Source organism: Phenylobacterium sp. (assembly GCF_035539035.1).
Taxonomy (GTDB): domain Bacteria; phylum Pseudomonadota; class Alphaproteobacteria; order Caulobacterales; family Caulobacteraceae; genus Phenylobacterium.
Genome location: NZ_DATLJI010000015.1, coordinates 298731 through 311314 on the forward strand (window position 1 = coordinate 298731; position 12584 = coordinate 311314).

Below are 12584 nucleotides of genomic sequence, written 5' to 3' on the forward strand. Positions count from 1 at the left end.
GACCGGGGAGACGCACACCATGATCGGTCCCTTGATCGATGGAGCCATCAAGCGCCGGAAGGTGGTGCTGGGCGTCACCCTGATCGCCGCCCTGTTCGGCCTGTTCGCCTATCTGTCGATGCCCCGGGAGTCCGAGCCCGACATCGACCTGCCCTACATCTCCGTGGTGGTCCCCTACCCCGGCGTCTCGCCCGAGGACGCCGAACGGCTGCTGGTGAAGCCCCTCGAGGTGGAGCTGCAGACCATCCAGGGCATCAAGTCGATGAACGCCGTGGCCCGCGAGAGCGTGGCGGTGGTGACCCTCGAGTTCGAGGCCGACTTCGACAAGGACAAGGCGCTGGAGGACGTCCGCGCCAAGGTCGACCTGGCCCGCGGCGAGTTCCCGCCGGACGCCGAGGAGCCGATCATCGAGGAGGCCAACTTCTCGGGCGAGCCGATCATCGGCATCGTGATCTCGGGCGCCGCGCCCGAGCGCGAGCTGCACCGCGTGGCGCGCGGCCTGAAGGAGCGGCTGGAGGGCACGCCGGGCGTGCTCGAGGTCTACATGAGCGGCGGCCGCGAGGAGGTGCTCGAGGTCACCATCGATCCGCTCAGGATGGAGGCCTACAACGTCACCACCGGCGAGCTCGGCCAGGTGATCGGCCGCAACAACCAGCTGGTGCCGGCCGGGAGCCTGCGCTCCGGCCCCGGCCAGTTCGCGGTGAAGGTGCCCGGTGTCGTCGAGGACCCGGCCGACATCCTGGCCCTGCCGATCAAGAAGAACGGCGACCGGCTGGTCACCGTGGGCGACATCGGCGACGTGCGGCGGACCTTCAAGGAAGCCAATTCGATCAGCCGCTTCAACGGCCACCCGGCCTTCATCCTGGAGGTCTCCAAGCGCGGCGGGGCCAACATCCTCGACACGGTGAAGACCGTGAAGGGCGTGGTGGAGCAGGACTCCGCGCGCTGGGCGTCCACCGTCCAGGTCAACTACATCTACGACGAGAGCGAGTTCATCGGGCGCACCCTGGTGGTGCTCGAAAGCGGCCTGATCTCGGCCAGCCTGCTGGTGATGCTGATCATCGTCGCCAGCCTCGGCATCCGCCAGGGGCTGATGGTCGGCCTGGCCATCCCCGCCTGCTTCCTGCTCGCCTTCATGATGCTCAACGGCATGGGCGTGACGCTCAACCAGATGGTCATGTTCGGCATGGTGCTGGCGGTCGGCATCCTGGTCGACGGCGGGATCGTGGTGGTGGAGTACGCCGACCGGAAGATGGCCGAGGGGCTGTCCAAGGACGAGGCCTTCGCCGCCGCGGGCAAGCGGATGTTCTGGCCGGTGCTGAACGGCACGCTGACCACGCTGTGCGCCTTCGTGCCGTTCATGTTCTGGAACTCGATCGCCGGGAAGTTCATGAGCTTCCTGCCGCTGACCCTGTTCTTCGTGCTGGGCGCCTCGATCTTCGTGGCCCTGCTGTTCACCCCGGCGCTCGGCTCCATCTTCGGCCGCAAGGCGGCGGTGGACGAGGAGCACCTGGCCGAGATCATGAAGTCCGAGCACGGCGACCCGCGCGAGATGAAGGGCTTCATGGGCTGGTACGCCCGCACCCTCACCTACCTCGGCCGCCACCCGACCCGCTCGCTGGCGGCCGGCGCGCTGGTGGTGTTCCTGATCGCCTTCTGGTTCGCCAAGACGCCGCACCGCACCGAGTTCTTCCTGGAGCAGGACCCGGAGTTCGTGGCCGTGTTCGTGAAGGCCCGGGGCAACCTTTCGCCGGAGGCGCAGAACGCCCTGGTCGCCCAGGTGGAGCGCAGGCTGGCGGGCGTGAAGGGCGTGGAGTCCTTCTACACCCGCGCCGGCGGCTTCACCTCCAACGGCGGCCCCAACTCCGCGCCGAACGACACCGTGGGCCGCATCCGCGTGGACTTCGTGGACTTCGAGGAGCGCAAGGAGCTCGGCCTGCGCGGCAAGGACATCGAGAACGAGATCCGCGCCCGCGTGCAGGACATTCCCGGCATGCAGATCGAGGTGCGCGGACCGCAGAACGGGCCGCCGATCGGCAAGGACATCCAGGTCCAGGTGCAGAGCCACGATCCGGCCGCCCTGAACCGCGCCGCCGACCTCGTGAAGACCAAGCTGGCCGGCGACCGCCAGCTCATCGAGCTGGAGGACAACCGCACCTCGCCCGGCATCGAGTGGAACCTGACCGTCGACCGCGAGGCCGCCGGCCGCTACGGCGTGGACGTGCTCTCCGTGGGCCAGACGATCCAGTTCCTCACCGGCGGCGTACTCATGGGGCGCTTCCGGCCCGACGACGCCGAGGACGAGCTGGACATCCGCGTCCGCTTCCCGGCCGAGGCGCGCAACGTGGCGGCGTTCAACCAGCTGAAGATCACGACACCCCAGGGGCCGGTGCCGCTGAGCTACTTCATCAAGCGCGTGCCCGCCCAGCAGGTGACCCAGATCCAGCGCCGCGATGGCCAGCGGATCGTCATCGTCCAGGCCAATGCCGCCGAGGGCGTGGCCGCGAACCAGAAGATCGCCGAGCTGAAGCCGTGGCTGGAGAAGGCGCCGCTGGACCCCGCCGTGACCTGGAAGTTCGTCGGCGCCGACGAGGAGGGCCAGGAGGCGGCGGTGTTCTTCATGGTCGCCATGGCCGCCTCGCTGTTCATGATGTTCGTGATCCTGCTCTGGCAGTTCAACAGCTTCTACGGCGTGGTGGTGACCCTCTCGGCGGTGATCCTCTCGACCATAGGGGTGCTGCTGGGCGTGCAGGTGAACCTGCTGCACACCTTCGACTACATTTCGGTGATCATGCTTGGGACAGGCGTGGTGGCGCTGTTCGGCGTGGTCGTTGGCCACAACATCGTGCTGGTGGACACCTTCTACCAGCTCCGCAGGCAGGGCTACCTGCCGGACGAGGCGGCGGTGCGCGCCGCAGCCCAGCGCTTCCGGCCGGTGCTGCTCACCACGCTCGTGACCGTCGTGGGCCTCTTGCCGCTGATGTTCCAGGTCCACCCCAATTTCCACACGGGCCACGTGGAGTACCAGGCGCCCGGCTCGGAATGGTGGGTGCAGCTCTCGGCCGCCGTGGTCTGGGGCCTGTCGTTCGCGACCCTGCTGACGCTCGTGCTGACGCCGGTGATGCTGGCCGCCCCGAAGATCTATTCGGAGCGCTTCCGGTGGCTGTGGCGCTGGGCCCACGAGCGGTTCGGCCGCACCCCGCCGGCCCGCCGGCCGCGTCCGGCCGACCTGCCCAAGGCCGCCGAGTAGCCGCTCAGGCCTGACGCGTCTGGCGCCGCCACAGCGCGGCGTACTCGCCCTGTTTCGCCAGCAGGTCGGCGTGGGTCCCACGCTCGACGATGCGCCCGCGGCGCAGCACCAGGATCTGGTCGGCGTCGACGATGGTCGAGAGCCGGTGGGCGATGACCAGGGTCGTGCGCCCGCTGCGCACCTTGCGCAGGGTCTCCTGGATGGCCGCCTCGGTGGGGCCGTCGAGCGCGCTGGTCGCTTCGTCGAGGATCAGCATCCGCGGATCCGCCAGCAGGGCGCGGGCGATGCCGACCCGCTGGCGCTCGCCGCCCGACAGCTTCAGGCCGCGCTCGCCCACGAGGGTGGACATTCCTTCCGGCAGGCTGTCGATGAAGGCGCCGAGCTCGGCGGCGTCGGCGGCCGACCTCACCTCCTCCGCCGTGGCCTCCGGCCGGGCGAAGGCGATGTTGGCCTGCAGGGTGTCGTTGAACAGGGCCACGTCCTGGGGGACGAGGGCCACGGCGCGGCGCAGCGAGGCCTGCCGCACCTGGCGCATGTCGAGCCCATCCAGGGTGACGCGGCCCTCCTGCGGGTCGAGCAGCCGCATGGCCAGCCGCACGGCGGTGGTCTTGCCGGCGCCGGAGGGACCGACCAGGGCCACGGTCTGGCCGGGCTCGGCCTGGAAGCTGACGTCCAGCAGCCCCTGCGAGCGGGCGTCGTGGCGGAAGGTGACGCCCTCGAAGGCGAGCGCAGCGCCGCGGCCGCTGGCCGGCGGCAGGTCCCGGGCGTCGGGGGCGTCGACGATGTCCGGCGCACGCGCCTTCAGGGCCACCATCTGCTCCATATCGATCAGGCCCTGGCGGATCTCCCGGTACTGGAAGCCCAGCATGCCGAGCGGGGCGTAGAGGCTGGAGAGCAGCAGGATGGCCATGGTGACGTCGCCGATCTGCAGGCGGCCGCCCGCCACCTCGTAGCCGGCCATGACGGTCAGGGCCGCGAGGCCGACGTTCAGGACCAGGGCCTGGGCGGCGTTCAGCAGGTTCAGCGAGCCGTTGGCGCGGGAGCTGGCGTCCACGTAAGCCGCCATGGCCCGGTCGTAGGCGGCCTCCACCCGGCGCTCGGCCCCGAAGGTCTTCACCGTCTCGTAGTTGATCAGGGCGTCGGAGGAGAGGCCGGCCACCCGGTTCTCGGCGTCGTTCAGCTCGCGCCGGTGCGACAGGCGCCAGTCGGTGATCCGGAAGGTGACGACGGCGTAGATCACCAGGGTCACGAAGGCGGTGAGCGCGAAGCGCCAGTCCAGGCGCACGGTCATCACCACCATGGCCAGCACCAGCTCCACGAAGGTGGGGCCCAGGCTGAAGACCACGCTGCGGATCAGGAAGTCGGTGGAGCGGGCCCCGCGATCGATGATCCGCGAGAGCGTTCCGGTCTGCTTGGTCTGGTGGAAGTCGAGGGAGAGCGCCAGCGCATGGCCGAAGGTCTCCACCGCCGCCCTGGCCATGGTCGACTGGGAGACGCGGGTGAAGATGGCGTCGCGGGCGTAGGGCGCGCAGGCGGCGAGCAGGCGCAGACCGGCGAAACCCAGGGCCAGCAGGATGAAGCTCGCGCCGACCACCACCGCGCCGTCGGCGGTGGGGGTGAGCGTGTTGATGCCGTCGCCGAGCAGCACCGGGGCCATGACCGCCGCGGCCTTGCCGAACAGCACCAGGCCCAGCGCCGCGGCGATGCGCAGCCGAAGCTGCGGCGCGCCCGAACGCAGCACCAGCTGGCCGAGATCGGCCATGGAGCCCCAGAAGTCGAACTTCGCGCCGGCCGGAGCCACCGCCCCCGGTCCGCCGAACCGCCCCCCTGCGGGAGCGTGGATATGCGCCAACCCTCTAAGCCTTTCAGTCGATGAGCACGGTCGACTGGACCCCGCCGCCCGGCGTCATCCAGTCGGCGCGCAGGCCGCTCCCGGAGAGCTGGCTACGCAGTGGCCCGCCGGCAAGGGGCGCGGCGGCGGCGGTCTGCACCCGCGCCTCGTCCTGGAAGCCGTCGCCGTAGATCTGCAGGCGATGGACGCCCCCGCCGATCGGCGGCAGCGGGACCTCGAAGCGCCCGGCCTCGTCGGCCCGGCCCTCGGCGGCCTGGTTCCCGTCCAGCCGCACCAGCACGACCGCGCGGGCGGGCGCCCAGCCGGAGATCACCGCCCCGCCGCCGCGGTCGAAGTCGAAGGCGCCGATGCCGGAGCCGCCCGGCCGGTCGAGCCGCACCGCGCCGGCCCCCGAGCGCAGCATCGCCGCCTGGCCGGCGGGCGTGACCAGCAGGTAGCCCTGCGCCTGCACCTGGCGGGCGCCGAGCGTCATCGACAGCCCGTAGATCGCCGCCGCCCGGACCGGCGGCAGGGTCAAGGTCCAGCGGCCTTCCGGGTCGGCGGCGACGACGCGCGCCTCCCCGGCGGGCGTGGCCAGCCGCACGCGGGCGCCCGGCGCGGCCTGGCCGGTCAGGGCGACCCCGCCCGGCCCCGCCCGGGCGGCCAGGATCACCGGCGGCGTCAGATAGCCCGCCTCCGCCGGAGCGTCGGACGCCGAGCCGGCGCCCTTCTCGGGCCGGGGCGCGCAGGCGCTCACGACGGCCAGGGCGAGGAGCAGGGCGAGGCGCGGGGCGGCTGGGAACACGGTCGGCTTGAAACTCCTTAACCCGGGCCATAGCTAATCGGGTTTGGCCGCGCGCAGAAGCACAACACCGCGGCCCTGTCTTGGAGCACCTGCCCATGGGGCGTCACAGCCTGGATTCCGTCTGCGTCTTCTGCGGCTCGTCCGACGCCGCGGACCCGCAGTTCCTCAGCGCCGCGGCGGCGCTGGGCCGGGCGCTCGCGCAGGCGGACCTGAAGCTCGTCTACGGCGGCGGCGGCGTGGGCCTGATGGGCGCGACGGCGCGCGCCGCCCACGATTCCGGCGGCCGGGTGCTGGGCATCATCCCCGATTTCCTGGTGGGCAAGGAGCGCGCGCTGGAGACGGTGGAGCACATCGTGGTCTCGTCGATGCACGAGCGGAAGATCATGATGTTCGAGCGCGCCGACAGCTTCGTCGTGCTGCCGGGCGGCATCGGCACCCTGGAGGAAATCGTCGAGCTCCTGTCCTGGCGCCGGCTCGACCTGCACGCGAAGCCGGTGGTGTTCTACAACCCGCGCGGCTTCTGGGATCCGCTGTTCGCGCTGTTCCAGCACACGGTCGACGAGAAGCTCACCCCGCCCGAGTTCATGCAGGCGTGGACCTCGGTGGAGGCGATCGAGGACGTGATCCCGACGCTGCTGGGCGAAGGCGCGTCGGACGACGCCGAGGACGAGCGGCGCGTGGCCGGGCTCAGCTAGCCACGGCGTAGCGGTCGATCGCGGGATCGGCGGCGACGCAGGCCAGCACCCACTCGCGGAAGGCGGCGATCTTGCGCGCCCGGCGGCGGTCCTGCGGATAGACCAGCCAGTAGGTCTGCCCCATGGCGACGGTCACGGGGAACGGCTGCACGAGACGGCCGCTCTCGATCTCGCCCGAAAACAGGACCGGGGACGCCAGCGCGATCCCCTGCCCCGCCAGCGCCGCGGCCACCTCCAGCGTCTGGGTGTCGCCCGTGAGACGCGGGGCGGCCTCGATGGCGTCGGCCGGCGGATCGACCCCGGCGGCGCGGAACCACAGCGCCCACTCCCAGGCCGCGCCGATCCGCGGGGCGTCCAGCAGGTCCTTTGGCGAGGTGAGCGGGGCGAGCCGCTCCAGCAGGGCGGGCGAGGCCAAGGCCGTCTGGCTGGTCGGGAACAGCGGCAGGCACTCCAGCCCCGGCCAGTCGCCCTGGCCGGCCCGGATGCCGACGTCGGCCTCCTCGCGCAGCAGGTCCACAACGCGGTTGGCGGTCTCCACCCGCACGGCGATCTCCGGATGGGCCACCTGGAAGGCGCCGAGCCTGGGGGCGAGCCACTGCATGGCGAAGGTCTGCAGCGTGGTGATGGCGAGCACCCCGTCAGAGCGGTCGCTGATGTCGGCGAGCGCGACGCGCAGGCTGTTCATGGCCTCGGTGGCGGCGCGGGCCAGGCGCTCGCCCGACGCGGTCAGGGCTACCTCGCGCGGCAGCCGACGGAACAGCGGCTGGCCCAGGCGCTGCTCCAGCGCCTTCACCTGCCAGCTGACCGCCGCCTGGGTCATGCCCAGCTCCTCCGCGGCGCGGGTGAAGCCGCCCAGGCGGGCGGCGGCCTCGAACACGCGGATGGCGCTCAGCGGAATGCCGGAGAGCAGGTCTGACATAAGTCACCCTTATGGATGCAGCAGGAGAACCCGTTTGTGGTCAGGCTGCACCAGGCGCAGTTTCTCCTTTCTGAACAACCCACGCAAGGGGAAGACCGATGGACGAGCTCTTCAAGACCCACAAGGACGTTCCTTATGGCTGGCTGCTGGCGCTGCAGCAGGCGCTGACGCTGTCGCGCCGGCGGCGGGCCCGGCGGGCCGGCGCCTGCGAGGCCCCCTTCGCCGCCCTGCCCGGCGGCCTGAACCATCTCTCCGGCCCGCACTAGGCGGGATCAGGGGACGTTGGCTTCCAGCTCCTGCAGCCAGACCGTGGCCGTGCCGTCCGAGGGCGCGCGCCAGTCGCCGCGGGGCGAGAGGTTGCCGCCGGAGATCACCTTCGGGCCGTTCGGCATGGCCGAGCGCTTGAACTGGCTGATCTCGAAGAAGCGGAACAGGAACAGGCCCAGCCAGTGCTTGATGGCCGCCAGGTCGTACTGGTGGCGGGCTTCGTCCGGGAAGTTGGGCGGCCACTGGCCGGCGTCGGCGTCGCGCCAGGCGTGCCAGGCGAGGAAGGCGACCTTGGACGGCGCCAGGCCGTAGCGGGTGATGTAGTAGAGGTTGAAGTCCTGCAGCTCGTAGGGGCCGATCTTGGCCTGGGTCGACTGGATGGCGCCCGAGGCGTCCGGCGGCACGAGTTCGGGTGAGATCTCGGTCCCCAGGATCGACAGCAGCGTCTCGGAGGCTTCCGGCTCGAGCTGGCCGGTCTTCACCACCCAGCGGATCAGGTGCTGGATCGAGGTCTTCGCCACCGAGCCGTTGACGTTGTAGTGGCTCATCTGGTCGCCGACGCCGTAGGTGCACCACCCCAGCGCCAGCTCCGACAGGTCGCCGGTGCCGAGCACGAAGCCCTGCCGCTGGTTGGCGAGCCGGAACAGGTAGTCGGTGCGCAGGCCCGCCTGCACGTTCTCGAAGGTCACGTCGTAGACCGGCTGCCCCTCGGCGAAGGGGTGGCCCATGTCCTTCAGGAGCTGGATGGCCGCCGGGCGGATGTCGATCTCCTCGCCGGTGACGCCGAGCGCGTTCATCAGCTTCCAGGCGTTGGACTTGGTCCCCTCGCTGGTGGCGAAGCCCGGCATGGTGAAGCCCAGGATGTCCGAGCGCGGCTTGCCCAGCGCGTCGAAGGCCTTGGCGGCGACCAGCAGGGCGTGGGTGGAATCCAGCCCGCCCGAGACGCCGATGGTGATGTGCTTCGACTTCGTGGCCTGCAGCCGGCGGACCAGGCCCTGCACCTGGATGTTGAAGGCCTCGTAGCAGTCCTTGTCGAGCCGGGCGGGGTCGTCGGGCACGAAGGGGAAGCGGTCGATGTGGCGCAGCAGGCCCACGTCGTCGAACGCCGGCCGGTGCTCGAAGCGGATGCGGCGGAAGGCGCGCTCGGGATGGCCGGCGGCGACCGCGGCGTCGTTGAAGGTGGGCGAGCGCATCCGCTCAAGGCGCAGGCGCTGCACGTCGACGTCGGCGAGCGCCATCTGGGCCTTGGCCGGGAAGCGGTCGGTGCAGGCGAGCTGGCGGCCGAGCTCGTGGATGGTGGCCTGGCCGTCCCAGGCGAGGTCGGTAGTGCTCTCGCCGGGACCCGCGGCCGAATAGAGGTAGGCCGCCTGGCAGCGGGCCGACTGGGAGGCGCAGAGCAGCTCGCGCTCGTCGGCCTTGCCGACCACGATGTTGGAGGCCGACAGGTTGCAGAGGATCAGCGCCCCGGCCATGGCCGCCTGGGTGGACGGCGGCGCGGGGGCCCAGAAGTCCTCGCAGATCTCCGCGGCGAAGACGAAGTCGGCGAGGTCCTCGGCCTCGAAGAGCAGATCCGTGCCGAACGGGACGTCCTGGCCGGCCAGCCGCATCGTCAGGCCGGTGACCCCGGCGCCGGGGGCGAACCAGCGCTTCTCGTAGTACTCGCGGTAGTTGGGCAGGAAGCTCTTGGGGACCACGCCGAGGATGCGGCCGCGGTGGATGGCGACGGCGCAGTTGTAGAGCCGGCCGGTGTGGGCCAGCGGCGCGCCGACCAGCAGCACGGGGGCGAGGTCCTTGGAGGCCTCGGCGAGGCCGGCGATCTCGGCCTCGACGCGCTTCAGCAGGGCGTCCTGCAGCAGGAGGTCGTCGATGGCGTAGGCGCTGATGCCGAGCTCGGGGAACAGCATCAGGTCGCAGCCCTGGGCGTGGCCCTCCTTCGCCAGCGCCAGGGTCTCGGCGGCGTTGAAGCCCGGATCCCCCGGCAGGACCTTCGGCGTGCAGGCGGCGACGCGCACGAAGCCGTGGCTGTGGATCGAGTAGAAGGCCTTGGTCACGCCCGGCTCCGCTGCAGTTGCGCCCGATCGGCTAACGCGCGCCGACGCGCCTGGCGCCAGCGCGGCTATAGCAGACCGGCGGGACCCCAGGGGGAAATGCTCACTTTGAGCATATATAGCGTGGCCGTGCGCGCGGCGCAAAGCCGGGGCGCAAATGAAAACGGCCCCTCGCGGGGCCGCTGACGTCAGTCGTCGCGATGGACCCGTTCGCGGCGCTCGTGCCGCTCCTGGGCCTCGAGGCTGAGCGTGGCGATCGGCCGGGCTTCGAGGCGGGCGATGCCGATGGGCTCGCCGGTCTCCTCGCAGAAGCCGTAGGAGCCGTCCTCGATCCGCCGCAGGGCCTCGTCGATCTTGGAGATCAGCTTGCGCTGACGATCCCGGGTCCGAAGCTCAAGAGCCCGGTCGGTCTCCGAAGAGGCGCGGTCGGCAAGATCAGGATGGTTCTCAGTCTCGCTCTGAAGATGGGTGAGGGTCTCGCGAGATTCGCGAAGGATATCCTCCTTCCAGTTCAGGAGCTTCTGCTTGAAGTACTCAAGCTGACGCTCGTTCATGAACTCCTCGTCCTCGGAAGGACGATACTCGGGCTTGTCAGCCAGAACTGCGGCTGCCTTCATGAAAACCTCACGCCCCCCTAAGAAACCGAGACACGCGACCGGCTTATAGCAAAGAGAACGCCGGTTTCAACGTGCCACATTCCGCAGGGTAATTACGCCGCACGCTGCGCCTGCTCAAGCTTCGCCATCTCCACGGCCGCACGAACCTCGATTTCCTCCAGCACCGCTTCGAGCTTCGGATCGTCCGTCTGGGCCCGTTCGTCGCGCACCGCGCGACGCAGCCGGTCGAGGTCGTGGCCCGACAGGCGGCCGTCCAGCAGCGCGACCTTCATGTCGTCGAGCACGTCGAGGATGCGGCCCGCGCGGCTCACCGCCCGGCGCTTGCGCTCCAGCGGCCCGCCCACGTCCTGCAGGGCCAGCAGGGCGTCCATGCCCATGATGCTGGACGTGGCCGACACGCCCGCCGACGGCGCCGGCCCCTCGGCCTGGCCAACGCCGGGTAGCCGGAAGCCGGAGCCGCCGGACGGCTTGGCCTTCGGCCCGCCCGCCGGTCCGATCGCACCTGGTCCAGTGACCTTCATGTGGAAAGACGCCCGCCCCTACCCAATCTCGCAGCCAATCTCGGGGCGCCTTGCTTGCGGTATGGTTAATGCCGGGCAATTTTTGCCCAGGGCGCCCGGCGCCGCCCTCCCCGGACCAGCTTCCCACTGACTCCATTGGGGTTTTGCCGCCGAGCCGCTTGGCACGGCTGTCGCATGGGGACGCGGGAAGCAGCTTCACGGTTAACCATGATCCGCGCCTTCCGTCTCTTCTCCGCCGTCCTCGTGTCGCTGGCGCTCGTCGCCCAGCCGGCCTTCGCCAAGTCCCGCATCAAGGACATCGTCGAGTTCGAGGGCGTGCGCGAGAACATGCTCGTGGGCTACGGCATCGTGGTCGGCCTGAACGGCACGGGCGACGCGCTGCGCAACGCCCCCTTCACCAAGCAGAGCCTGGAGGCGATGCTGGAGCGGCTGGGGGTCAACACCCGCGACGCCAACCTCAACACCAAGAACGTCGCCGCGGTGATGGTCACCGCCAAGCTGCCGGCCTTCGCCGCGGCGGGCGCGAAGATCGACGCGACCGTCTCGGCCATGGGCGACGCCAAGAGCCTGCTGGGCGGCACCCTGCTGGTCACCCCCCTGCTCGGCGCCGACGGCCAGGCCTATGCCGTGGCCCAGGGGACGATCCAGACGGGCTCGATCAGCGCCTCGGGCGCCTCGGGCTCGACGGTGTCGAAGGGCGTGCCCACCGCCGGCCGGATCGCCGGCGGGGCGATCGTGGAAAAGGAGATCGGCTTCCAGCTGGCCCAGATGGACAGCCTGCGCATGACGCTTCGCAATCCGGACTTCACCACCGCGCGACGCATCGCCGAGGCGGTGAACAAGAGCTATCCGGGCTCGGCCATGGCGGAGAACCCGACGATCGTGGCGATCCGCCCGCCCACCGGACGGGACATGATGACCTTCGTCTCGATGGTGGAGAACCTGACCGTCGATCCGGACGCGCCGGCCAAGGTGGTCATCGACGAGGTCGCCGGCGTGATCGTGATGGGCGAGAACGTGCGGGTCTCCACCGTGGCGATCCAGCAGGGCAACCTGACGATCACGGTCCGCGAGAGCCCGGCGGTCAGCCAGCCGCCGCCCTTCGCCCGCACCGGCCAGACCGCGGTCGTGCCGCAGAGCGACGTGCAGGTGGACGAGGAGACCGGCCGGCAGTTCGTGACGCTGCGCGAGGGCGCCTCGCTCTCCAGCCTGGTCTCCGGCCTCAACGCGCTCGGCGTCACGCCCCGGGACATGATCTCCATCCTGCAGACCATCAAGGCCGCCGGCGCCCTGCAGGCCGACATCGAGGTGATGTGATGAGCGGCCCCGTCATGGTCCCGCCGACCCTCCTGCAGCCGACCGGGCCCGCGAACACCGCGGAGCTGGCCAAGCGCGGCGAGATCAAGGCCACCGCCCAGAAGTTCGAGGAGCAGTTCCTCTCGATCATGCTGCAGCAGATGTTCGAGGGGGTGAACACGTCCGCCCCGTTCGGCGGCGGGGCCGGCGAGCAGATGTTCAAGTCCTTCATGACCGAGGCCATGGCCAAGCAGATGACCCGCGCCGGCGGCATCGGCCTCACCGACACCATCTCGCGCGAAATGCTGAAACTCCAGGGGCTCAAGTAGGAGGAC

The 12584-nt window shown here is 70.5% G+C and carries 11 protein-coding genes; 5 read left to right on the forward strand and 6 right to left on the reverse strand.

What is annotated here, in order from left to right; genetic code table 11:
- Positions 1 to 19 precede the first annotated feature (19 nt).
- Positions 20 to 3250, forward strand: coding sequence for an efflux RND transporter permease subunit (locus tag VM685_RS13430; RefSeq protein ID WP_325460664.1), 3231 nt, complete (start codon positions 20 to 22; stop codon positions 3248 to 3250).
- Positions 3251 to 3254: 4 nt separating this feature from the next.
- On the opposite strand, the gene VM685_RS13435 is transcribed toward VM685_RS13430, so the two are convergent.
- Both VM685_RS13435 and VM685_RS13440 read right to left on the reverse strand, forming a co-directional pair.
- Positions 3255 to 5051 (reverse strand): ABCB family ABC transporter ATP-binding protein/permease, encoded by a 1797-nt coding sequence (locus VM685_RS13435; protein ID WP_414693369.1) that lies wholly within the window; start codon positions 5049 to 5051, stop codon positions 3255 to 3257.
- Between the two features lie 64 nt (positions 5052 to 5115).
- Positions 5116 to 5886, reverse strand: coding sequence for a hypothetical protein (locus VM685_RS13440; RefSeq protein WP_325460665.1), 771 nt, complete (start codon positions 5884 to 5886; stop codon positions 5116 to 5118).
- Between the two features lie 95 nt (positions 5887 to 5981).
- On the opposite strand from VM685_RS13440, the gene VM685_RS13445 reads away from it, so the two are divergent.
- Positions 5982 to 6581, forward strand: a complete 600-nt coding sequence (locus VM685_RS13445) for a TIGR00730 family Rossman fold protein (RefSeq protein ID WP_325460666.1) — start codon at positions 5982 to 5984, stop codon at positions 6579 to 6581.
- On the opposite strand, the gene VM685_RS13450 is transcribed toward VM685_RS13445, so the two are convergent.
- The gene (locus VM685_RS13450; RefSeq protein ID WP_325460667.1) at positions 6574 to 7500 is read right to left on the reverse strand and encodes a LysR substrate-binding domain-containing protein; all 927 of its coding nucleotides are present in this window, start codon (positions 7498 to 7500) and stop codon (positions 6574 to 6576) included. The two genes, VM685_RS13445 and VM685_RS13450, sit on opposite strands and share 8 nt — an antisense overlap.
- A gap of 98 nt (positions 7501 to 7598) precedes the next feature.
- Here VM685_RS13450 and VM685_RS13455 point away from each other — a divergent pair, with 98 nt between their 5' ends.
- Entirely contained in the window at positions 7599 to 7766 is a 168-nt protein-coding gene (locus tag VM685_RS13455) for a hypothetical protein (protein ID WP_325460668.1), read from the forward strand.
- 6 nt (positions 7767 to 7772) lie between these two features.
- Here the strand turns inward: VM685_RS13455 and VM685_RS13460 are convergent, their stop codons facing one another.
- The 3 genes from VM685_RS13460 to VM685_RS13470 all read right to left on the reverse strand — a co-directional run bounded on the left by VM685_RS13460 (position 7773) and on the right by VM685_RS13470 (position 10953).
- Positions 7773 to 9818 carry an NAD(+) synthase gene (locus tag VM685_RS13460; protein ID WP_325460669.1) on the reverse strand — a complete coding sequence of 682 codons (2046 nt, stop codon included), beginning with the start codon at positions 9816 to 9818 and terminating at the stop codon, positions 7773 to 7775.
- A gap of 185 nt (positions 9819 to 10003) precedes the next feature.
- On the reverse strand, positions 10004 to 10432 hold the full coding sequence (gene dksA, locus VM685_RS13465) for an RNA polymerase-binding protein DksA (protein WP_325460670.1): 429 nt from the start codon (positions 10430 to 10432) through the stop codon (positions 10004 to 10006).
- Positions 10433 to 10524: 92 nt separating this feature from the next.
- Positions 10525 to 10953, reverse strand: coding sequence for a flagellar assembly protein FliX (locus VM685_RS13470; RefSeq protein ID WP_325460671.1), 429 nt, complete (start codon positions 10951 to 10953; stop codon positions 10525 to 10527).
- Between the two features lie 207 nt (positions 10954 to 11160).
- Here VM685_RS13470 and VM685_RS13475 point away from each other — a divergent pair, with 207 nt between their 5' ends.
- Entirely contained in the window at positions 11161 to 12270 is a 1110-nt protein-coding gene (locus tag VM685_RS13475; RefSeq protein WP_325460672.1) for a flagellar basal body P-ring protein FlgI, read from the forward strand.
- 14 nt (positions 12271 to 12284) lie between these two features.
- Complete coding sequence (locus tag VM685_RS13480) at positions 12285 to 12578, forward strand: rod-binding protein (protein WP_325460789.1); 294 nt, start codon at positions 12285 to 12287, stop codon at positions 12576 to 12578.
- Positions 12579 to 12584 lie beyond the last annotated feature (6 nt).